The 22,560-nt window shown below is 60.6% G+C and carries 21 protein-coding genes; 16 read left to right on the top strand and 5 right to left on the bottom strand.

The window, feature by feature from the left end; genetic code table 11:
* The first annotated feature begins 71 nt into the window (after positions 1-71).
* The 8 genes from ACO6VD_RS20230 (at position 72) to ACO6VD_RS20195 (ending at position 9,968) form a co-directional block, all read left to right on the top strand.
* A complete protein-coding gene (locus ACO6VD_RS20230; RefSeq protein WP_422421595.1) occupies positions 72-2,324 on the top strand; it encodes a beta strand repeat-containing protein in 2,253 nt (750 codons plus the stop codon).
* Positions 2,325-2,366: 42 nt separating this feature from the next.
* A complete protein-coding gene (locus ACO6VD_RS20225; protein WP_422421593.1) occupies positions 2,367-4,202 on the top strand; it encodes an autotransporter outer membrane beta-barrel domain-containing protein in 1,836 nt (611 codons plus the stop codon).
* Positions 4,203-4,585: 383 nt separating this feature from the next.
* Positions 4,586-5,779 (top strand): glycosyltransferase family 4 protein, encoded by a 1,194-nt coding sequence (locus ACO6VD_RS20220; RefSeq protein ID WP_422421591.1) that lies wholly within the window; start codon positions 4,586-4,588, stop codon positions 5,777-5,779.
* Between the two features lie 123 nt (positions 5,780-5,902).
* Positions 5,903-6,070, top strand: a complete 168-nt coding sequence (gene napE, locus ACO6VD_RS20215; protein ID WP_422421589.1) for a periplasmic nitrate reductase, NapE protein — start codon at positions 5,903-5,905, stop codon at positions 6,068-6,070.
* A gap of 33 nt (positions 6,071-6,103) precedes the next feature.
* Positions 6,104-6,364 (top strand): chaperone NapD, encoded by a 261-nt coding sequence (locus ACO6VD_RS20210; RefSeq protein WP_422421587.1) that lies wholly within the window; start codon positions 6,104-6,106, stop codon positions 6,362-6,364.
* Positions 6,361-8,865 (top strand): nitrate reductase catalytic subunit NapA, encoded by a 2,505-nt coding sequence (napA, locus tag ACO6VD_RS20205; RefSeq protein ID WP_422421585.1) that lies wholly within the window; start codon positions 6,361-6,363, stop codon positions 8,863-8,865. The genes ACO6VD_RS20210 and napA overlap by 4 nt, the downstream gene beginning before the upstream one ends.
* 11 nt (positions 8,866-8,876) lie before the next feature.
* Complete coding sequence (locus tag ACO6VD_RS20200; protein WP_422421583.1) at positions 8,877-9,362, top strand: nitrate reductase cytochrome c-type subunit; 486 nt, start codon at positions 8,877-8,879, stop codon at positions 9,360-9,362.
* A 9-nt stretch (positions 9,363-9,371) separates the two neighbouring features.
* Complete coding sequence (locus ACO6VD_RS20195) at positions 9,372-9,968, top strand: cytochrome c3 family protein (protein WP_045186022.1); 597 nt, start codon at positions 9,372-9,374, stop codon at positions 9,966-9,968.
* 6 nt (positions 9,969-9,974) lie between these two features.
* Here ACO6VD_RS20195 and ACO6VD_RS20190 read toward each other — a convergent pair whose 3' ends face one another.
* From ACO6VD_RS20190 to ACO6VD_RS20180, 3 genes are all read right to left on the bottom strand, one after another.
* Entirely contained in the window at positions 9,975-10,424 is a 450-nt protein-coding gene (locus ACO6VD_RS20190; protein ID WP_422421581.1) for a hypothetical protein, read from the bottom strand.
* Between the two features lie 60 nt (positions 10,425-10,484).
* Complete coding sequence (locus ACO6VD_RS20185) at positions 10,485-10,802, bottom strand: DUF2388 domain-containing protein (RefSeq protein WP_422421579.1); 318 nt, start codon at positions 10,800-10,802, stop codon at positions 10,485-10,487.
* Positions 10,803-10,868: 66 nt separating this feature from the next.
* Positions 10,869-11,567: a hypothetical protein gene (locus ACO6VD_RS20180; RefSeq protein ID WP_422421577.1), complete on the bottom strand. Its 699-nt coding sequence runs from the start codon at positions 11,565-11,567 to the stop codon at positions 10,869-10,871.
* A 254-nt stretch (positions 11,568-11,821) separates the two neighbouring features.
* On the opposite strand from ACO6VD_RS20180, the gene ACO6VD_RS20175 reads away from it, so the two are divergent.
* The 3 genes from ACO6VD_RS20175 (at position 11,822) to ACO6VD_RS20165 (ending at position 15,483) form a co-directional block, all read left to right on the top strand.
* The gene (locus ACO6VD_RS20175) at positions 11,822-13,156 is read left to right on the top strand and encodes a cation:proton antiporter (protein WP_422421575.1); all 1,335 of its coding nucleotides are present in this window, start codon (positions 11,822-11,824) and stop codon (positions 13,154-13,156) included.
* A 103-nt stretch (positions 13,157-13,259) separates the two neighbouring features.
* On the top strand, positions 13,260-14,600 hold the full coding sequence (potE, locus tag ACO6VD_RS20170) for a putrescine-ornithine antiporter (protein WP_422421574.1): 1,341 nt from the start codon (positions 13,260-13,262) through the stop codon (positions 14,598-14,600).
* Positions 14,590-15,483 carry an amino acid ABC transporter substrate-binding protein gene (locus ACO6VD_RS20165; protein WP_422421572.1) on the top strand — a complete coding sequence of 298 codons (894 nt, stop codon included), beginning with the start codon at positions 14,590-14,592 and terminating at the stop codon, positions 15,481-15,483. The genes potE and ACO6VD_RS20165 overlap by 11 nt, the downstream gene beginning before the upstream one ends.
* Before the next feature lie 3 nt (positions 15,484-15,486).
* On the opposite strand, the gene ACO6VD_RS20160 is transcribed toward ACO6VD_RS20165, so the two are convergent.
* Positions 15,487-16,752, bottom strand: a complete 1,266-nt coding sequence (locus ACO6VD_RS20160) for an NTP/NDP exchange transporter (protein WP_422421571.1) — start codon at positions 16,750-16,752, stop codon at positions 15,487-15,489.
* 6 nt (positions 16,753-16,758) lie between these two features.
* Positions 16,759-17,679 carry an aldo/keto reductase gene (locus ACO6VD_RS20155; RefSeq protein WP_422421570.1) on the bottom strand — a complete coding sequence of 307 codons (921 nt, stop codon included), beginning with the start codon at positions 17,677-17,679 and terminating at the stop codon, positions 16,759-16,761.
* A gap of 228 nt (positions 17,680-17,907) precedes the next feature.
* Here ACO6VD_RS20155 and ACO6VD_RS20150 point away from each other — a divergent pair, with 228 nt between their 5' ends.
* From ACO6VD_RS20150 to ACO6VD_RS20130, 5 genes are read left to right on the top strand one after another with little or no spacing between them, the layout of a single operon-like run.
* Positions 17,908-18,507, top strand: coding sequence for a paraquat-inducible protein A (locus ACO6VD_RS20150; RefSeq protein ID WP_422421568.1), 600 nt, complete (start codon positions 17,908-17,910; stop codon positions 18,505-18,507).
* Positions 18,504-19,148: a paraquat-inducible protein A gene (locus ACO6VD_RS20145; protein WP_422421566.1), complete on the top strand. Its 645-nt coding sequence runs from the start codon at positions 18,504-18,506 to the stop codon at positions 19,146-19,148. The genes ACO6VD_RS20150 and ACO6VD_RS20145 overlap by 4 nt, the downstream gene beginning before the upstream one ends.
* The gene (locus tag ACO6VD_RS20140; protein ID WP_422421565.1) at positions 19,129-20,784 is read left to right on the top strand and encodes an intermembrane transport protein PqiB; all 1,656 of its coding nucleotides are present in this window, start codon (positions 19,129-19,131) and stop codon (positions 20,782-20,784) included. Before ACO6VD_RS20145 ends, ACO6VD_RS20140 begins: the two co-directional genes overlap by 20 nt.
* Positions 20,785-20,801: 17 nt before the next feature.
* The gene (locus tag ACO6VD_RS20135; protein ID WP_422421564.1) at positions 20,802-21,362 is read left to right on the top strand and encodes a PqiC family protein; all 561 of its coding nucleotides are present in this window, start codon (positions 20,802-20,804) and stop codon (positions 21,360-21,362) included.
* Positions 21,363-21,387: 25 nt separating this feature from the next.
* Positions 21,388-22,500: an AI-2E family transporter gene (locus tag ACO6VD_RS20130; RefSeq protein ID WP_422421562.1), complete on the top strand. Its 1,113-nt coding sequence runs from the start codon at positions 21,388-21,390 to the stop codon at positions 22,498-22,500.
* Positions 22,501-22,560 lie beyond the last annotated feature (60 nt).

Below are 22,560 nucleotides of genomic sequence, written 5' to 3'. Positions count from 1 at the left end.
GCTAAGGCGACTCCTACAGAACACTTCGCTGCCTAAGCAGACACTCCAGGCATACATTTTTGGAGGTTGCCATGAAACACTTCAGCGAAAGCGCACTGCCTCTGGACCACTTGGCGCATAACCGTCTCGCCCTGGCGATCAGCCTGATACTGGGCAGCGTCTGCTACCTGACCATCAAGGACGTCGAAGCAGAAGACTCGGTGGTAGTCGCCGAACGCCAGGAAGAGCCACGCCCTTCGGCCGCCAGCTTCAACATCGGCGCTTTCTCGCTGATGAGCATGCTCGGCGCCCCTGCCCCCATCTACGTCACCGTGACCAATGGTGTGGGCATCACCAGCGGCGCGCTGGACAGCTCCAGCGTCATCCTGCGTGCGGCCAATGCAACCGGGGTCAAGGCGAGCGGTACTGCAGCTCAGATCAGCTTTGAACAAGGCTCGGTGGTCAACGGCGCCGTGACCCCCGCCACCGCCAATGGCCAGAAAGCCCTGCTGGCCGAGGACGGCGGCAAGATCAGCGGCAGTGGCGTGCGCGTCGAGATGCTCCCGCAAACCGCCGCCGGGGTGAACATCACCGCCAACAACATGACCGGTGTCACCGCCCAGAACGGTGCTGTGGTCAACCTCGACAACAGCCAGGTCAGCATGGGTAGCCCCGCCGGCAGCAACAACGTCGGGCTGCTGGCAAGCGGCGCAGACAGCCTCATCAACTTCAGCGGTGGTGCCGTCAGCACCCTGGCCAAAGGCTCCGTTGGCGTCCTCGCCAAAGACGGCGGCAGCATCGCCCTGAGCAAAGGCACCACGGTCTCCACCAGCGGCACGGTCAGTGGCAGCACCATCAGCCATGGTTTGAAAGCCGAAGGCGCCAGCCGCATCAGCGCCAGCGACATCACCGTCAACACCAGCGGCGCGGCGGCCAGCGGTGCCCGTGCCGAAGGCGCTAGTGAAATCACCCTGACCGATAGCACCTTCAACTCCACCAATGCCGCAACCACCACCACAACCACCGCCGTGCTGCACGCCCTGGGTGGTTCACAGATCAGCGGTAGCGGCCTGAGTGTGAATGCCAGCGGCAACTATGTCGGCGGTGCCCGTGCCGAAGCGAGCAGCATTTCACTCAAAGACAGTCACATCAATGTCACTGGCAGCGGTGTTGTCAGCAACCCTGCCGCAGCCGCCCGGGCCATGGCCGGCGGCAGCCTGGTCATCGACAAGAGCATTCTGGCGGCCCAGGGCACCTACGGCCACGGCATCTCGGTGGAAGGCGCAGGCAGCCAGGCCCAGGTCTCCAACAGCGAAATCTCGGTGCTCGGTGCCCGCTCGATCGGCCTCAATATTACCGGCGGCGCCCAGGCCCAGGTGAGCAAAAGCCAGATCGCCGTCGACGCTCTCAACGGCACCGGCCCATGGTCCCCTGGTGTGCTGGTCGACGGCGCGGGCTCGAGTCTGGTGCTTAGCGACAGCCAGGTTCGCACCTCGCAGAAAACCAGTTACGGCATCAGCGCTGGCGACGGCGCCGACATCAAGATCAGCAACGGCAGTGTCAGCACTGCAGGCAACTACTCGGCCGGGATCAGTGCCGGTAACGCCACGATCACCGCCGATAATGTCAACGTCTATACCTCCGGCAACGACAATGCCATGGGCGTGGTCGCCAACCTGAACGCCACTGTGATCCTTAATGGCGGCACCGTGACCACCAGCGGCGACGGCTCTCCTGTGCAATCCAACCTGACCTTCCCGCATGCCCTGGCCTCGCGCAACGAAGGCGCCCTGCTGATCGCCAACGGCACGCATCTTCTGACCACAGGCCAGCAGGCTTACGGTGCCGCCGTGGATGACGGCGGCAGCATGCAGCTCAATGGTGTGTCGGTAAAAACCGAAGGAGACCGCTCGATTGGCCTGTACGCCGGCATCGGCGGCCCCAAACCCGGTAGTGTCGTGCTTGAGGCCAACAGCGTGACTGTCGAAACACTCGGTGCCAACGCCGCCGGTGCACGGGTCAGCCGCAACTTCAAAGACGCCCAGACCGCCACGCTTATCCTCAAGGATTCCAGCATCCGCACCCACGGCGATAACTCCGCCGCCCTGCAGGCTGAACGCGGCGGCCAGTTGCAGGCCGACAACAGTGTTGCCAGCACCAGCGGCATTGGCGCCCATGGCGTGCTGGTCAGCAGCATCCCAAGCTCGGCGACCCTCAAACAGGCCAGCGTCATCACCCAGGGCGCCGATGCCCATGGCATGCTGGTCAAGGACGGCGGCCAGCTCAGCGCCGCACAGTCGACTGTCAGTGCCGCTGGCGACAATGCCGCAGCCCTGTACGTGTAAGGCACCAGCCTTGGCGTAAGCCAGGCCGACCTGAGCAGCACCGTGCTGCACAACCTGCACGGCGCGACCGTTGCAGTAGACGGCGTTGGCAACGTTGATTTCGACGATGTAATCGCTGGCGGCAGCGGTCAATGGCTGCATGTCGATGCCAACGCCAGCGTGGCAGGCCTGGCGACCATCAACCTGGCGAGCTCGCAGGTCAATGGCGCTGCCACCACTGCATCGGGCAGCACCTCGAACCTGAGCATGAATGACACCAGTTTGTGGAAACTCACCGGCAACTCGAACCTCAGCAGCCTGAGCAACGACAGCAGCCTGATCGACTTCAGCGCGCCTTCCGGCGGTAGTTTCAAGACGCTTACGGTCAACCAGTATCAGGGCAACAACGGCACCATCGCGCTGAACACTTACCTGTACGACGATCAGTCGCCCTCCGACAAACTGGTAATCGATGGTGGCCAGGCCAGCGGCAGCAGCAACCTGCAGATCAAGAATGCCGGCGGCCCCGGCGCCTTGACCAAAGGCAACGGCATCCAGGTGGTCGATGCGATCAACGGCGGCACCACAGAGGCGCAGGCCTTCCGCTTGCTCAGCCAGGTCAAGGCCGGCCCTTACGAGTACACCTTGCACCGCGCCAGCCTGGACAACAGCAACGCCCAGGCCTGGTACCTGCGCTCGACCAAGGATGCCACTCCGGTTGATCCAACCCCAGTTGATCCAACCCCAGTTGACCCGACTCCGGTTGACCCAACCCCAGTCGATCCGACTCCCGTCGACCCAACGCCTGTTGACCCTGCCCCGGTCGACCCGGCTCCCGTTGATCCAATCCCTGTCGACCCAGCGCCGAGCCCCGTTGACAACACCCCTCAACCTTCACCTCAGGTGCCCAACTACCGTCCGGAAACTTCGTTGTACAGCGCCATTCCCGACATGACCCTGCGCTACAGCCGCATGCTGGTCGATACCCTGCATGAGCGGATGGGCGAAGAAGTCCGTAGCGCGGTCGATCCGCTCCCTGGTGAAGCGCAAAGCGACTATGGTCCGTCCCTGGGTTGGGGCCGCTTGATCTATGGCCAGGGCGATCAGGACCTGGGTAACGGCAGCAGCTACGACTACAGCCAGCAAGCGTTTCAGGTTGGTATCGACCTGTACCACGGCGAAGATACCGACGGCAGTACCGATCAGGCCGGGATCTCGCTGTCTGCCGGTAAAATTGCCGGCGACGTTGAACACACCGATGGCAGCGCCGCCGGCGACGCCAAGGTGCGTGCCGTTGGCCTGGGCGGCTACTGGACTCACTTCGGCCCAGAAGGCTGGTACCTGGATGGTGTACTGCAATTCAACCACTTCGATATCCAGGCGCACCCTGAAGATCTGCCGCGGTTCAAGACCAAGGGCAAAGGCATCACCGCGTCGCTGGAAGCCGGTTACCCGTTCAAGCTGAACAAGGACGAATCGTTCAAGATCGAGCCGCAAGCCCAGGTGATTGTCACCAAGATCAAGATCAATGACAGCCACGACGCTGCCGCCGACGTGCGCTTCGAGGATGTCGACTCGCTGACCGGCCGCCTGGGGGTACGCATCGACAAAGACATGTTCCGCGAGGACGACAAGGGCAAGCTGCACCGCACTAACCTGTGGATTCGCCCAAGCATCTGGCATGAGTTCAAGAGCCAACCGAAAACCGAGTTCTCCTCCAGCGACGGCTACATCCCCTTCACTACTGACATGGGCGGCACCTGGACTGAAGTAAACCTGGGCGTGGACTATCAGGTCAGCGAGAAAACCACGATCCATGTATCTGCCGGGTATGAGAAAGGCCTGGATAACGACAGCCACGGCTACGAAGGGATTCTCGGCGTCAAGGTCAAGTTCTAGCCTCCTGGCCCCCAGCGGGAGCGGCGCACCGCCGCTCCCGCTGGGCTGTTTAAAAAAAACCTGACGATCCCTCCCTATTCTGTAGGGCATGGCTATCCTTCCCTGTGTCACGATGACAATTGGACATCATTGTGCGGGCCCGCACACGACACTGGATCGCGGCTCCAGCCGCCCACTGCCGGGATGAACTCATTTGGCCAAACAGGTGGCAAGGTTTTCAGGTTTATGGGCAAACACACAATTAACCGGCAAACGCGAAATTCAAGTAACTCGGTTTTTACGACGCCAGCGCTGTACTTATCGACAGCCTGCTCATCACATGAAGTGGTTGATACCGCAGAACGTATCACTCGTAGCAGCCAACAGCTCCATGTGAGGAACATATGATCAAAGAGCCCTACATCCTGTTTACCAGGATAGTGATAAAAAAAGACAACCAAGGGCACCTGTTTACCGATCCCTTGTGGGCAAAAGACCTCAAGCTGCACCTGGACTATATCGAAAACTTCGGAATCTGCTGCCCGGTTGAAAAAAGCAAAAACGTGGCAGGGCTGCAGGACATTTCCAATCTGGATATAAAGTGGCTGTTTGAGCTGAAAAACGACCGTGGCGTCCTGTCCGTTTTAAAAAACCTGCTACCGAATTTCATGACCGTGATCAAGGCCTGTAAACAAGCCAGGATTGTTCATTCTGATGGCGCAGGCTGGGCATTCCCCTTGTCTTTTTATTTGTTGCTGCTCAAGCCATTCATGCCCTTTAAATGGATTGTCGTCATAGAGTCTTCCTTCTGGATGCTAGGTGAACGCGAGGCTAAAACCACCCGTAAAGTAATTGAACACTACGCGCATAAAAGGCTATTGAAGTGCTGTTTGAAAGCCGCCAATGCAAGAATATTCACTCAATCATTCTACCGCGAATACTTTCTCGGCAACGAAAAGAGACGAACACTTATCAACCCAGCAACCTGGGTAGACCAAAGTAATTTCTCAACCCCGGAAGCGGTTGAGCGCCGCTTCAAAGACAAGCGCGATGACAAACTGAATATTTTATTCCCTTCACGTTTGGTGATAGACAAGGGTGTCCTTGTTGTGCTCGACGCCATAGAGCAATTAAAGCTCCATGACGTGAACGTAAATATAACCATCATGGGCTCAGGCGACCTGAAAGAAAACTGCCTGCGCTTTACCAATGGGCAACATGGCGGTGTTAGCGTCCGGTTCCAGGAGAATATCAATTACGGAGAAGATTTCTTCAGAATCATCGCCGAACATGACTGGGTCCTGGTTCCCACCCTCAAGCAGGAACAACCCAGGATCATCTTTGACGCGTTTAGCCAAGGCACGCCTGTCATCGCTTCAGACACTCATGGCATCCTCGACATTACCAACAAGGACACCGCCTTTACCTTCGAAACAGGAAAATCATCCAGCCTGGCAGAAACCATTCTTCATGTAGCGCGGCATCCTGATCTTGCGCTGACAATGGGGCTCGCCGGTTTGCACTATGCGGCTGGCAAGACGCACTTGCAGATGCATCAAGACAGAGCAACATTTCTGAAAAGCAGCCTGAATCGATAATCAATTATTGTTCTCAATAGCATTAACAGTGCAGTACTGCCACCGGTCTAATTGAGGTGCAATGATTTAACTACTTCAAAGCGGTGATCTACGCTCAATCCAAGTCTGCTTGGAGCGCCTCCAATGCCATCGGTTGAAGAACAAAAACCTGTGCGGCGCAAGGAAGCCCTGCTGTTCATCTTCCTCGTCGCCTGCCTGTTCCCCCTGCTATCGGTGGCAATCGTCGGTGGCTACGGTTTCATCATCTGGTTTTTGCAAATGCTCTACGGCCCGCCCGGGCCGCCGAGCTGACAGACATTCCCTTGTGTCTAGTGGAGCCAGCGCATGGACCAAACTCTGCATATTGCCAGCCTTGTAGTACTTGCCCGCCCAGAACTGCTTGAAGCAGTAAAAGCCAACTTGCGCCTGCTCGATAGCCTCGAGCTGCATCAAGAAAGTAGCGCCGGAAAGTTGGTGGTGGTGCTTGAGGCCGAGGATGAAAACCAGATACTGCAACGCATCGACCAGATCAACAATCTGCCGGGTGTACTCAACGCGGCGTTGATCTACCACGAACTCCTCGACCGCGCAGGAGAGACCGAATGAGCATGACCCGCCGTGAATTCGCCAAAGCCCAGGCTGCCGCCATAGCCGCTGCTGCGGCCGGGCTGCCGATCTATACCACCGCCAGTAACCTGATTACTGAGGCGGACATGGTCACTCTGGACTGGAACAAGGCGCCCTGCCGTTTCTGTGGCACCGGTTGCAGCGTGATGGTCGCCACACGGGACAATCGAGTGGTGGCTACCCACGGAGACGTCAAAGCCGAAGTCAATCGGGGCCTGAACTGTGTCAAAGGCTACTTCCTGTCGAAAATCATGTATGGCAACGACCGCCTGACCCAGCCGCTGCTGCGCATGAAAAACGGTCAGTACGACAAACAGGGCGAGTTCCAGCCGATCAGTTGGGAAAAAGCCTTCGACATCATGGAGACCAAGTTCAAGGAAGCCTTGAAGAACAAGGGGCCAGGATCGGTTGGCATGTTTGGCTCCGGGCAATGGACGGTGTGGGAAGGTTATGCCGCCAACAAGCTGATGAAGGCCGGTTTTCGCAGCAACAACATCGATCCCAACGCCCGCCATTGCATGGCTTCGGCGGTCATGGGCTTTATGCGCACCTTCGGCATGGACGAGCCGATGGGCTGCTACGACGACATCGAAGCCACTGACGCGTTCGTGCTCTGGGGCTCGAACATGGCCGAGATGCACCCGATTCTCTGGAGCCGGGTCACCGACCGGCGCCTGAGCCAGCCGCAGGTCAAGGTCGCGGTGCTGTCTACCTTTGAGCACCGCAGCTTCGAACTGGCCGACATTCCCATGGTGTTCAAGCCACAGACCGACCTGTTGATCCTCAATTACATCGCCAATCACATCATTGAAAGCGGCGCGGTCAACAAAGACTTCATCAGCAAGCACACGCGCTTCGCCCAGGGCGCCGACGACATCGGCTACGGCCTGCGCCCGGACAACCCACTGGAGACCAAGGCCAAGAACGCCGACAAGGCCAACACCTGGAGCGACATCGATTTCGAGCAGTTCGCCGCCTTTGTCCGCCCCTACACCCTGGAGCGCACCGCCAAGGAATCCGGCGTGCCCGCGGAACGCCTCAAGGCCTTGGCCGAACTTTATGCCGACCCGAAACGCAAGGTCGTGTCGTTCTGGACCATGGGCTTCAACCAGCACACCCGTGGGGTCTGGGCCAACAACCTGATCTACAACATCCACTTGCTCACCGGCAAGATCAGCGAACCGGGCAACAGCCCCTTCTCGCTCACCGGCCAACCCTCTGCCTGCGGCACTGCCCGCGAAGTCGGGACCTTCTCGCACCGTTTGCCCGCCGACCTGGTGGTGACCAATCCCAAGCACCGCGCCACGGCGGAAAAGATCTGGAAGCTGCCGGCCGGCACCATCGAGGAAAAGGTCGGTTTTCATGCTGTGCAACAGAGTCGCATGCTCAAGGATGGCGTGCTCAACGTCTATTGGACCCAGGCCAGCAACAACATGCATGCAGGGCCCAACATCATGCAGGAGGTGCTGCCCGGCTGGCGTAAACCGGAGAATTTCGTGATCGTCTCCGATGTCTACCCTACCGTCTCGGCCCAGGCCGCCGACCTGATCCTGCCCAGCGCCATGTGGGTGGAAAAGGAAGGTGCCTTTGGCAACGCCGAGCGCCGTACCCAGTTCTGGCACCAGTTGGTCAGCGCACCCGGTGATGCCAAATCGGACCTGTGGCAGCTGGTGGAGTTTTCCAAACGCTTTACCACTGATGAAACCTGGCCTGCCGAACTGTTGGCCAAGTCGCCGGAACACAAGGGCAAGACCCTCTTCGAGGTGCTGTTCAAGAACGGTCAGGTCGACCAGTTCCCGGTCGAGCAACTGCAGGCCGGTTACAAGAACGATGAGGCCAAGGCATTCGGTTTCTATCTGCAAAAAGGCCTGTTTGAGGAATATGCCCAGTTCGGCCGTGGCCATGGCCATGACCTGGCTCCGTTCGATCAGTACCACAACGAGCGCGGACTGCGCTGGCCGGTGGTCGATGGCAAGGAAACGCGCTGGCGCTACCGCGAAGGCCTCGACCCTTACGTCGAGGCCGGCAGCGGCGTGCAGTTCTATGGCTATCCGGACAAGAAGGCGATCATCTTCGCCCTGCCCTACGAGCCGCCTGCAGAAGCCCCGGATGCCGACTACCCGTTCTGGCTGAGCACCGGCCGGGTGCTTGAGCACTGGCACACCGGCAGCATGACGCAACGGGTCGAGGAGCTGTACAAAGCAGTGCCCGATGCCTTGGTCTATATGCACCCCGACGATGCCAAGGCTTTGAATGCACGGCGCGGCAGTGAAGTGAAACTGATAAGCCGCCGCGGCGAAATCCGCGCACGTATCGAGACCCGAGGGCGCAACAAGCCACCGCAAGGCTTGGTGTTCGTGCCGTTCTTCGATGCCAACAAGCTGATCAACAAGGTCACGCTCGATGCCACTGACCCGATCTCCAAGCAGACCGACTACAAGAAATGCGCCATACGAATCGAGTTGATCAGCGTGGCCTGAGGAGCACCGTCATGACGTCAAGAATCCTGCCGTTGTTTCTCTTCGCTGCGATTGGCGTAGTGATTGCAGCTGAAGTCAACTATCCGCTCGATGCCCCGGGGCCGGATGGCCGGCGACCGGGCGGCACCCTGACCCAGAACATGCCGGCGCCGCCGATTGCCAACGATGAAAACAAGGACCTCAAGCGCGAGCGCAATTACCCGGACCAGCCGCCGACCATTCCCCACAGCATTCGCGGCTATCAGATCGACAAGAACGGCAACAAGTGCCTGTCGTGCCACAGCCGCGCCAACAGTGCCCGCAGCCAGGCGACCATGATCAGCATCACCCACTACATGGACCGCGATGGTCAGGCCCTGGCGGCGGTATCGCCGCGCCGCTACTTCTGCAACCAGTGCCATGTGCCGCAGAAAGAAGTGCAGCCGCTGGTGGGCAACAGCTTCGAAACCATCGACAAGATCCTGCAAGACGACGCCAACGCCGCGAAGAAACCCTGAGGAGGCGCCATGAAAGCACTGTTCGCCCTGCTTAAGGAGTACTGGGGCATCCTCTGTCGGCCGAGCGTCTATTTCAGTCTGGGCTTTCTGACCCTTGGCGGTTTTATTGCCGGGATCATTTTCTGGGGTGGATTCAACACCGCGCTGGAGCTGACCAACACCGAGAAGTTCTGCGTGTCATGCCATGAAATGCGTGACAACGTGTTCGTCGAGCTCAAGGAAACCATCCACTACACCAACCGCTCAGGGGTGCGCGCCAGTTGCCCTGACTGCCATGTACCGCACGAATGGACGCACAAGATCGCACGCAAGATGCAGGCGTCCAAAGAGGTCTGGGGCAAGATTTTCGGCACCATCGACACCCGCGACAAGTTCGTCGCCCTGCGCCGGGAGCTGGCCGAGCATGAATGGGCCAGGCTCAAGGCCAACGACTCGCGCGAGTGCCGCAACTGTCACAACTTCGAGTTCATGGACTTCACCCGTCAGAGCAAGCGCGCTGCCGCCATGCACTCCACCTCATTGGCCAAGGGCGAAGCCACCTGTATCGACTGTCACAAAGGCATTGCCCACCGGCTGCCGGACATGCACGGTGTCAAGGGCTGGTAAGCCTTTTCAGGGCGTTACCTGATAGCCCTTGCCCTGCAAGCAACTGGTGTACGCGGAGGCGCTGTTGGTCTCATTAGTGCGGCGCTGTTGGCGTCGCTCCTGGCGTTGATGGGCGCCACCGACCACGGCACCCGCCGCTGCGGTTTCCTTGGCCCGATTCTGCCGGTAGTCCTGCTTCACATCGTCGTCGACGCGGTCATAGACTTCGTCGTGCTGACGGCCACGCACCTCTGCCCCGACCGCACCGGCGGCAGCACCGACCGCCGCGCCCCTGACCCGGCCGCCCGCCACGGGCGGCGCGGTTGTGGTGCTATTGGCGACATTGTGACAATCGTTGATGTCCAGCTGGACCTGCTGTGAGCTCTGACCCTTGAGGGGCACCACGGTTTCAGCCCACGCAGTGGCGCCGGACAAGGACAGGACCAAGCAAAAACCAAGTGACGATAAACTGCGCATGATGAGCTCCAATGCTTGTTGAAGCACGGAATCCTATAAGAATAGCTCAGCAGAAATACCTCAGCGATCAATACCCAGCTCATCTTCAGTCAGAATCGCCCGGGCAATGTCTTCATCGCTGGCTTGCAGGCCAGGGTGCTCCTGACGAATACGCTGCATCATCGACTCCAGGTAAACGCCACGAATCGCGCCGCCACTGGCAATGAACGAAGAGGCATCGTCACGGGCCGGGATGATGCGTTTGTCGTCCTTGAAGGTGGAGTACAGCGAAGCGGAAACCCCCGCCGAGGTGGCCACATCGCCGGCGTCCACATCAGCCAGCACAGAACCCACGGGCAAGCACAGAACAAGCGAAGAAGCGATCAGTAAACGACGCATGGTGGTGCCTCCGGAAAAAGAGTACCTACGTCACATAGATCTTCGCAGTAGCATCCAAGTTCCCTGCTACTGCACCGGCAGGAAATTCATCAGCAGCAGGCTTTGCGCGTAGTTCAGGCCAATGCGCCGGTAACGCTCATCGAGCATCTGCGCCAACAGATCCAAACGCGCAACGATCTTGCCGAATTCGACGGCGAAACTCAGGTTGCTGCCTTCCTGCGATATTTCGTTGGAAAACAATAACAGCACGCCATTGGCATCCTGGCGTTGGCTGAGCATCCAGGTGGCTTTTTCGATGTTGCGCGCCGCGTTGCTGACAAACTGCGGGTCGATGATATCGGTCATGAAGAACTCTGTTCGACCACCATGGGCGGTCACCAGCATGCTGCCAATGGCATAGATGAACGCCCCGACCCGGTCGCCGCGAAACTCCGGGCTCAAGGCATAGCTCAGCGCCGCCAGGTCGCGACGCTCGCCCAATTGTGGCAATGCCTGGCGTTGCTCGATGGCCTGGCGGATCTGGCGCTCGGCGGTGCTGGCGTCTACGAAGCCCGATTGCCGCCATTGCTCGGGGTTGCGTTGATACAGCTTGTTCATCAGCAGGTACAGGCTGCGCAGGTTGTCGCGCATGGTCAGGGTGGCCATGCGATCAACGCTGGTCTGGAACAGTTCCTGCGGTTTGCCCTGACTGAACTGGGTGGCGATATCACTGCCCTGTTGCTGGCTGCAGCCACTGACGCAGAAGATCAACACAGCGACCAGCATCGACTGCCGGCGCCTTGGCGGGGGGCGAACAGGACAATTATCACGCATCGGCAATTGGCTCGGACTCACTGGCGGCATCGGGAATCAGTGCCGCCTGCCCATGAGTAGAACCGTGATTGGCGAAAAAGTGCCTTACTGCACTGTGGCCAAGGTTCAGCTCTTTTTTCGCAACCGGTGCGCAGTACGTTGAACCCCGCGCACGCCAGGCACCTCGAATGGATAAATACCTGTACCCGGCCACGCGGGGTGGTGCAATGAGTTTCATACTCTGGTTTGCGGTGCTGGGCGCTGTGCTACTGGTGCTGGCACTGACCACCTCCTGGTTGGGTTGGATGCCCGCTACCACCTCTGCGGTGTGCTTGATCCTGGGTATGGCGATCGGCCCTGCGGGGCTTGGCCTGTTGCAGCTGAATGTGGCGCAAACAGCGCCCTGGATGGAGCACCTCACCGAGATTGCGCTGCTATTCTCGCTGTTTGTCTGCGGTCTCAAACTCCGCCTGGCGTTCAGTCGGCGCATGTGGCGAGTGGTGCTGGGGTTGGCCGGGCCCCTGATGCTGATCAGTATCATCGGCCTGTGCCTCGTTCTGCATCTGTGGCTGCAGTGGTCCTGGGGGCAGTCGTTGCTGGTGGCGGCGATACTTGCGCCGACTGATCCGGTGTTGGCGTCGCTGGTACAGGTCAACGACGCTCAGGATCAAGATGCCGTACGTTTCGGCCTCTCCGGCGAAGCCGGGTTGAACGATGGCGTCGCCTTTCCGTTCGTGTTGCTCGGTTTGCTGCTGATCAGCGACCCCTCCCCCTCCAGCCACGCGCTGCTGCTATGGAGCATGCAAGACCTGGCCTGGGCAGTCCTGGCCGGACTGCTGGTGGGCTACGTAATGGGCCATGGCGTTGGCCGCCTGACCCTCACGTTACGTAGCCGCAACGCCGACAGCACGCTGTCACCTAACGACTACCTGGCACTGGCGTTGATCGCCCTGGCGTATGTCGGCGCTGAGTTGATCCATGCCTACGGCTTTCTCGCGGTGTTCGCTGCCGGTCTTGGCCTGCGCCGTGCCGAGATGACGTCTGCCCCCCATACTGCGGTACCCGCCGAGCATCTGGTGCAGCCTGTGGTCGGTCACTCGCAAGCGGAACCCGGACGGGTGTTACACGGTGATATATCCCAACTGGAAGACAGGCAGGTGGCAGCAGGGGTCATGATGGGCGATATGCTGGCATTTGGCAGTTTGGTAGAACGGGTGATGGAAGTGTTTCTGGTGACCTTGCTGGGCATTGTCCTGGTCGGTCATTGGGATTGGCGTGCGCTGGGGGTCGGCCTGGCCCTGTTCATGCTGCTGCGGCCTGCGGGGGCGATGATAATCCCTTGGGGTACGTTGCTCGACTACCAGCAACGGTTATTGGTGGGCTGGTTCGGTATTCGCGGGATTGGCAGCCTCTACTACCTGTTCTACAGCCTCAATCAGGGCATGGCCCCCGCCCTTGCTGGCGACTGTATCGATCTGATCCTGTCCGTGGTGGCGTTGAGCATCCTCATTCATGGGCTAAGTACTCAGCCAGTGCTTGCCCGCTATCACCAGAAGTCCTGAGGGCGCAGGCGCTGTTCATACTCAAGAAAGATTACTGCCGGGTCTCGGTGCGCGCCTAAATGACCTATACCCAATAGGCCGAACAGCACGTATTGGGACGTCTATGGCCGAGTCGAAGAAAATGGGCCTGATTGGCCTGACCACCCTGGTGACCGTCAACATGATGGGCTCGGGGATCATCATGCTGCCCACCAGTATGGCGCAACTGGGCGCGGTATCGCTGCTGTCCTGGGTGGTAACCGCCATCGGCTCCATGGCCATCGCCTATAGCTTCACCCAATGCGGGGTGTTTTGTTCGCGCTCCGGCGGCTTGTCGGCCTATACCGAAGAGGCCCATGCCAAGTCGGGATTCTTTCTTTGCTCTTACCTGTACTTTCTGTCGCTGGCGATCGCCAATGTCGCCGTGGCCATTTCCGCCGTGGGTTATATGACCGCGTTCCTGCCCTGGTTGGGCAGCGGTGCGACGGCGCTGTGCATTGGCACTGTCGGGCTCATCTGGTTGACCATCGTCGCCAACTTCGGCGGCCCGGCGATTACCGGCAGGATCGGGGCGATCACGGTCTGGGGCGTGATTATTCCGGTCGCCGGTTTAAGTGTCATCGGCTGGTTCTGGTTCGACCGCGAGGTATTCACCCAGGCCTGGAATCCGAACCAGCTACCCATCTGGGAGGCTATCGGCAAGACCATTCCCCTGACCCTGTGGGCGTTTCTGGGCATGGAATCGGCGGCTCAGGCTTTCGATGCGGTGGAAAACCCCAAGCGCAACGTGCCCCTCGCCTGCCTGTTCGGCACCCTGGGCGCAGCCGTGGTCTATGTGCTGTCGACCACGGTTATCCAGGGCATCGTGCCCAATCTGGAGTTGGCCAATGCCTCGGCGCCGTTTGCCCTGGTCTACGCGAAGATGTTCAACCCGGTGGTGGGCAACATCATCATGGTGCTGGCGGTAATGGCCTGTGTCGGCTCGCTGTTGGGTTGGCAGTTCACCCTGGCGCAAACAGCGAAAATGACCGCTGATCAAGGCATGTTTCCCAAATTGTTCTCCCGGGTCAGCGCCATGAATGCGCCGATTCTCGGCATGCTGGTATGTGGCGTGCTGCAAACGGCAATGGCGCTGTCGACCATCTCGCCCAATGCCAGCGCGCAGTTCAGCAAGCTGGTGAGTCTTGCTGCGGTGACCAACCTGATCCCCTACGTGACGGCCCTGACCGGGCTCCTGGCGATCATGCACAAGGCCCGGGTGAGTCCCGCAGTGTACAGCCGCAATACTCTGGTGCTGCTGGTGGCGGTGGGCTATTCGCTGTATGCCCTGTATGCCTGCGGCATGGAAGCGGTACTCGGAGGCGCGCTGGTACTGGCCTTCGGTTATCTGCTGTATGGCTTTCTGGCCAAGCGCTTCATTATCGAACAGGCCAGGAGCGAACGAGGGACCGGTTATGAAAGCTGACCTGCGCCGTCTTGCCTGCCTGCTGATCCTGCTGCCGGCCCTTGCTCAGGCGGCAACTCTGGAGCAGGTGCGCGCCAGCAACACCCTGACCCTCGGCTATCTGCCGGACTTTGCCCCCTTCAGTGTGCAGGACGGCGACAAGGCCAGCGGCTACGCCATCGACCTGTGCCTGAAGGTGGCCGAGCAGGTCAAGCTGACGTTGGCGCTGGCCGACCTTCACGTGCGTTTTCAGCCGGTAGCGCTGGCTGATGAGATCACGGCAGTCAGTTCCGCACAGGTGAATCTGCTCTGCACGCCCACGGTAGCGACCCTTGAGCGGCGCAAGCAGGTGAGTTTTTCCGTGCCGGTGTATACCGCCGGGGTAACGGCGCTGGTGCGCAAAGATGCTTCGCCGGCGTTGCTCAATGTGCTCAATGGCAAACAGGCGCACAAAGGGCCGACCTGGCGGGCAACGGTGAATCGGGGGCTGGCCAACCAGACCTTTGCGGTGGTCGCCGGTGGAGTGACTGAGGGGTGGATCCGTCGGAAGCTGCAGGCACTTGGAGTGATTGCCACGGTGATCACAGTGCCGAACAATGAAGCGGGGATGCAAGCGGTTGCCACAGGTAGTGCCGATGCCTTCTTCTCCGAGCGCATGCTGTTGAAGAATCTGTTGACGCGGCATGCAGATGACGATGCGTTGATGCTGGTCGAGCGGATCTACGAGTACGCGCCGGTATCGATGGTGCTGCCCCGCGAAGATGAGGATTTTCGTTTGCTGGTGGATACGGTGATCAGCGGGATGTATCGGTCCGGGGAAATCGAGCAGGCTTATGGGCTGTATCTGGGCGGAGCGACCGAGGCTGTCAGGCGTTTGTTCAAGTTGTATGCGCTGCCGTTGTAGGGATCAATCACCCTCCCGCCGCCGCTGCTCACGTCCCAACCACGCCCCCGTCAAGGCCCAGGCCAGCGCAATCCCGGCGCCGATAAACATCGCCAACGCCGGATGATCCGCCATCAGATCCAGTCCGCGCTTGACCCAGCCACTGAGCGCATCCCCGCCGCGATATACCACCGTATCGGTAAAGTTCTTGGCCTTGTACTTATGTTCCGGTTCCACCACGGTATAGAGCATCTCCCGCCCCGGCCGCACCAGCGCATACTCCCCGACCCGACGCACCACCATCACCACGACAAACACCGCAAACAACGGCGCCAGCGCCAACCAGAGAAAGCCGGCCACCATCACCAACGGCACCGCCACCAGCAAAATACCGACTCCCAGCTTGCGCGCCAGATGGCCGGTGATGAACACCTGGGTAAGAATCGACAAAAACTGCACGACGCTGTCGATCAGGCCGAATACTTGTGTCTGTTCGGTACGGCTGCTGAAGTGCTCAGCCACCAGGCGCGCCTGTTCGAAGTACAGGAAGGTGCTGACACTGGCCAACAGCACTACAAACAACGCAATCGCCAGCAGGTAGGGCGAGCGAAACACCTCGCTGGCACCGGCGAACGGATTTCCGCCCAGAGGACGCGAACGCGGCCGCTCAGTGTCTGCCGGTAACGGATGGCGGTCCCTGAAGCGCTGCAGGAACACCGCGGCAGCCACGCTGCCCAACAGGCAGGCGGTGGCCAGCAGCACCAGCCCGGCATGGCCAATCACTCCGACCAGCAGGGTGCCCAGCAACGGCCCAACCAACCCGCCCAGGCTCGCGCCACCAGCCAGCAGGCCGAACAGGCGTTTGGCCTGTTCGCTGGACAGCAGGTCGGCCAGCACGCTCCAGGCCAGGGAGATGCTCAACAGATTGAACATCGACAACCAGATGTAGAACGCCCGGGCGCTCCACAGGTTGTCGGGCTCCACGGCAAACAGCGCCGCGAACACCAGCAGGTTGCTGGCCAGAAAACCGTAGGTCCAGGGCAGGATGCGTCGGCGTTGTACTTTCGAGGCCACCCAGCCGAACAGCGGAAAGGCGATCAGGGTCAGTACGAAGGTGCCGGTGAACAACCACTGCAGATTCTCGACGCCACCCGCCACGCCCATGGTCTCGCGCACCGGGCGGAGCATGAAGTAACCAGTAAACAACAGGAAAAACAGCGTCAGCCCCGCCACAACAATGGGCATTTCGCCTTGGCGAACATTGAACAAACCTGTTGCCGAAATAGCCATGGGCGATCAGGCGAACTGCTCGATCAGCTGTTTGCGCTGAGCGTCAGTGAGCAAGGGACCGCTGCCGGCCTTGAGCTGGTCGAGTTGCCGGTCCGGGCGACTGGTGGCCGGGATCACTGCAGTTACCGCCGGGTGGCTGATAGCGAACTTGAGGAACAACTGCGCCCAGCTGCCAATACCCATCTCCGTTGCCCAGGCGGGCAATGCCTGGTCCTTGACCCTGGAAAACAGCCGGCCATCGTCGAAGGCACGGTTGATCAGCACGGCCACGCCCTTGTCCTCGGCTAGTGGCAGGACGCTGCGGGCCGCGTCGGGCGAATTGACCGAATAGTGGATCTGGATGAAGTCCAGCGGCTCCTTACGCAGGATCCGCTCCAGTTCGTCGAGGCCGCTGTCTATATAGTGAGTTACACCAACGTAGCGCGTCAGGCCTTGCGCCTTGAGTTCGCGGGCGTAAGGCAGCTGGCGCTGCCAGTCGCGCAGGTTGTGGATTTGCAGCAGCTCGACCTTGTCGGTGCGCAGGCTGCGCAGCGTGCCCGCCCATTGTGCTTCGGCAGCGGCGCGACTGTCGGCGGCAATCTTGGTGGCCAGGAAGGTCTTGCTGCGCCAACCGCCCTCCTCCAGCAACTGGCCAAGCACGGCATCGGCACCGCCGTAATTGGGTGAGGTATCGATAACCTGGCCGCCGCCATCGAAGAACACCTTGAGCACCTGCTTGAGCTGCTGAAACTGCGGCGAGTCGGTTTCAACCTCGAAGCTGCCCGAGGTCCCGGCGCCAATCACCGCCAGCGCCTCGCCACTGGAGGGAACTTTACGGGTGAGCATGGCGCTGTTGCTTTGGGCGAAGCCTGGGCTCGACAGCCCCAGGCAGCCCAAGCCCACGACAAGCGAGGCACTGGCGGCGAGAAAGTCGCGACGGCTGGGCATGGCAGCTCTCCTCGGCGAATGTCTGAAGCAAAGGAAAAGCTTAGCCCTGAGGACACCACACCGCCCCGGCAATCGTTACCGTATGTGTAGGTTGAATCGGGTGGAGTACATTTGTACTCCCGCCAGTTCAAGGCGCATCAACCAGCCCCCTGGATGACGGAAAAATCCGTGGCCTTGCTCACACGCCGACTATATTGAGCTAGTCACCGCCCGCAGCCAGAGCGCCCCATGCTGGATACCGATCAGTTGATCATTTGCGAACATTGCGACTGCGTGTACCACAAGGTCCCCCTCGGCAAACACCAGAAGGCCTTGTGCCTGCGCTGCGGCGCCGTGCTGCAACGTTACAACGGCCTTACCTTGCAGCAGCGCCTGGCCTTGAGCCTCACTGCCGGGGTGCTATGGCTATTGGCCAATTTCTACCCGGTGATGAGCATCAGCCTGCAGGGTTTCTCCAACAGCGCCACGCTGTGGGATTCGGTGCTCGCCCTGGCCACCGGGCCGATTACCTTTATTGCCCTGGTGGCGGCGATCTCGATCATCATCGCGCCACTGTTCCAGCTGTTGTTGCTGATCTGGGTGCTGTGCTTTGCCTTGAACGGCCAGCGTTCGCCGGCCTTCAGCCTGTGCATGCGCTGGCTGGAAACCCTGCGCCCGTGGAGCATGCTCGAGGTCTGCCTGCTGGGCGCCATGGTCGCGGTATTCAAACTAGCCGGCCTGCTCGACGTGCTGCCGGGCATTGGCCTGTTGGCGCTGGCGGCGCTGAGTCTGCTGATGATCCGCGTGGCCGGCCGAGACATCCGCGAACTCTGGGACAGCCTGCCATGAGCCGTCCACCGCTGGCCTCGGAGCTCAACCTGATGCTCTGCCACGCCTGCGGCAAAGCCTGCAAGATCAGTGTGGCCGGGCACTACTGCGACCGCTGCGGCGCCCCGCTGCATGCACGCAAGCCCAATTCGCTGACCCGCACCTGGGCCTACCTGATCGCCTCGCTGGTGTTCTATGTGCCCGCTAACCTGCTACCGGTGATGAACACGAAAATGCTCGGCAGCGGCGACGACAGCACGATCATGAGCGGCGTCATCGAGTTCTGGTCGCACGGTGCCTGGGACATTGCCCTGATCATCTTCATCGCCAGTATCGCCGTGCCGGCGACCAAGTTCGTTGCCCTCGGCCTGCTGCTGATTACCGTGCAGCGCGGCAGCGACTGGGCGCAGCGGGAGCGCTCGAAACTCTATCGTTTTGTCGAGCTGATCGGTTACTGGTCAATGCTCGATGTGATTGTCGTGGCGCTGGTCGCCGCACTGGTCAAGTTCCAGGCCCTGGGCGACATCGAGCCGCGCCCGGGCATTCTGTTTTTCGGCCTGGTGGTGGTGTTCACCATGCTCGCCGCCATGAGTTTCGACCCCCGGATGATCTGGGAAAGCCGTCAACCCGAGGAGCACACGGATGAAGTCAGCAGCCACTGAAGAGCCGCCAGTGCCAGGCCCATCGACGGTCAAGACCCGACGCTTCAATGTGTCGCTGGTGTGGATCGTGCCGATTGTCGCGGTGCTGGTGGGTATTTCGCTGGTGGTACACAACTGGTTGCAACAGGGACCGACCATCCAGATCACCTTCAAGACCGGCGAAGGCCTGACCGCCAACAAAACCGAGGTCAAGTACCGCAACGTGGTGATCGGCCACGTGAGCACGGTGGAATTGAGCCATGACCAGAAAAGCGTGACGGCCACGGTGAACCTGGTCAAACAGGCCGATAACTTCACCCGCGAAGACTCGACCTTCTGGGTGGTGCGCCCACGCATTGGTGCCGGCGGTATTTCCGGTATCGACACGCTGCTGTCCGGCGACTTCATCGGTGCCGACTCCGGGCAGTCGAACAATCGCGCCAAGGTCTTCAAAGGCCTGGAGATGCCACCGCCGATCACCTACGGCGAGCCCGGCAAGCGCTATACCCTGCACACCGACGACCTCGGCTCGCTGGGCGTCGGCTCACCGGTGTACTACCGCAAGATACCGGTGGGACAGGTGGTGGCCTATGAGCTGTCCAAGGACGGCAAAGGCGTCGACATTGAAATCTTCGTGCACTCGCCCAACGACACGTATATCAGCGATAACACCCGGTTCTGGAACGCCAGCGGCATCGATGTCGAAGCCGGTGCCAACGGCTTTGCTGTGCGCACCGAGTCGCTGTCGTCCCTGCTGGTCGGCGGCATCGCCTTTCGTGCGCCGCAGTACAACCCCGATGACCAGGTGGCGGCCGAAGACAAGGTGTTCGAACTGTTCGAAGACGAGAAGACAGCCCTCGCTCCGCCCAATGGCAAGCCCCAATACCTCGCGCTGCGTTTTGACCAGTCCCTGCGTGGCCTGAAAGTCGGCGCGCCGGTGGAGTTCCTCGGCGTGGAAATCGGCCGGGTGGTCTCGGTGAACCTGGATTTCGACGTCGAGTCGCGGTCCTTCCCGGTCAACGTTGGTATCGTTATTTATCCGCAGCGTTTGGGCCGGGCGCACACCAAACTGGTCAAGGCGCTCAGGCACAATCCCGACGATGAATTGGCCGCAGCCCAGGTACTCGGAATTTTCATCGATAACGGCCTGCGCGCCCAGGCCCGCAGCGGCAACCTGCTGACCGGACAACTGTACATTGCGCTGGATTTCGACCCGAAAGCGCCGAAAGTGGTGTTCGATCCGACGGCGCGGCCGATCACCATCCCGACCGTTCCAGGCAGCCTGGAACAGTTGCAGGAACAGTTCCAGGCCATGGTCGAGCGCATCAACCGCCTGCCGATCGAACGCATCGCCAACAATCTGGACGCCAATCTGGTGGAGTTGCGCAAAGGCCTTGCGCAGTTCAACAGCCGCACCTTGCCGGGCGTCCAGGGCACCTTGCAAGAGGTCAGCAAGACCCTGCAGTCGGCCAACTCGACCCTGGCCGACGACTCGCCGCAGCGTGAACAGCTGACCCAGACCCTGGACGAGCTGGGGCGCATGTCGCGCTCACTGCGTGAGCTGGCCGATTACCTGGGCCGCAACCCCGAATCCTTGCTGCGTGGCAGACCCAAGGACGCCCCGGCGGACAACCTCAAACCCTCGTCGCGCAATTGACCGCAGGAGCATCGACCATGGCGCACGCCGCAAAACTCGCACTGCTGGGCCTGGCGCTGCTGCTGGCAGCCTGTCGCAGCGACCCGATCCACTATCACACCCTGACCCCGCAGCAACCGGCAGCGGCCAGCAGCGTCGATGTGCAACTGGAGCGCATCACCGTGCCGCCTCAGGTCGACCGACCGCAGGTGGTGATCCGCGAGAGCAACAGCGGCCTGGCGATCCTGGAAACCGAATGGTGGGGTGCTAGCCTCGCGGACGAGTTGCAGAATGCCCTGGTCAACCAGTTCGCCACCGGCACTACCCCCTCGCACCTGAGCTTGCGCGTGGATGTGCAACGCTTTGACTCGGTACCGGGCCAGTACGCCTTGTTCGATGCCAGTTGGCGCCTGCGTCCGGCCAATGGAAATGGCGGGAAAGAGGCTGCCGCACTCACTTGCCGCAGCGTGATCCAGACCGCGGCCGGGGGCAGCATCGATGAGTTGGTGCTGGCCCATCAACAGAACCTCAAGCGTTTCACCGAACTGGTCAGCCAGACGGCCCGCAGCGGCGCCAGTCGCTGTCCGGCAGTGCGCTAACTCATCCACGAACAAGGAATCTGTCATGGCCGACCCTCGACCGATACAGTTTGGAAACGGCAGAGAACTGCTGGATGTGCTGATCCGCGCGGGATTGATCGCCACGCTGGTGATTTTCTGCTTCGACATTTTCAAGCCCTTCCTGAGCCTGATGCTGTGGGCAATGATCCTGGCGATCACCCTGTATCCCTTGAACCAGCGCCTGGCAGGTTTGCTCGGTGACCGCCCCGGCTTGGCGGCGGTGATCCTGGTGATCATCGGCCTGGCCTGCCTGATCGGTCCGTTGAGCCTGCTGGGCACCTCGGTGGCCGAGTCGGTCAGGATGGGGATCCATGGCTTTGAAGATCAAGTCATCGAAATCCCCGCGCCGCCCTTGGGCGTTCGCGACTGGCCGCTGATTGGCGCCCCGCTGTACGGGATCTGGTCGCATGCCAGCGAGGACCTGAGCTGGGCACTGTCACAGGTCGCCCCGCACCTCAAAGGCGTGAGCAAGACCTTGTTGACCCAACTGGCCGGTATCGGATCGGGCATCCTGGTGTTCGTTCTGGCCCTGATTGTCGGCGGCGTGATCATGGCCAAAGGTGAGAACGGCCATCGCACCGGCGTCGCCATCGCCACCCGCATCTCCGGCCCGCAGCGCGGCCCGCAACTGGCCGCCCTGTGCACCGCGACCATCCGCGCCGTGGCCCAGGGCGTGGTCGGTATCGCCTTCATCCAGATGCTGCTGGTGGGTATCGGTCTGGTGGTCATGGGCGTACCTGCTGCAGGTGTACTGGCCCTGCTGGTACTGTTGCTGGGCATTACCCAGTTGCCGACCCTGCTGATCACCCTGCCGGTGGTCATCTACGTCTTTGCCCATGATGGCGTCGGCGTCAGCACGGTCATCTTCGCGATCTGGACCCTCCTCGCCGGTCTCTCCGACAACGTCCTCAAACCCTTGTTGCTGGGGCGTGGCGTTGCCGTACCGATGCCGGTGGTGCTGATTGGCGCTTTGGGCGGCATGCTGACCAACGGCATCATCGGCCTGTTCATTGGCCCGGTGTTGCTGGCGGTGGGTTATGAGCTGTTCATGTCCTGGGTTGCCCAGCCACTGGTGGAGGACAACCCTCAGCCAACGCCTGCGCAGGACGATCGCTGATCGCGGGGGGAGACCCATCCCCCCCCAAGGTGGGGGGGGGGCTTTTCCCCCGGAAATACC

This window comes from Pseudomonas sp. GZD-222, from assembly GCF_049310525.1.
GTDB lineage: Bacteria > Pseudomonadota > Gammaproteobacteria > Pseudomonadales > Pseudomonadaceae > Aquipseudomonas.
The sequence above is the reverse complement of the archived record's forward strand: the minus strand, read 5'-3'. Positions and strand labels throughout refer to the sequence as shown.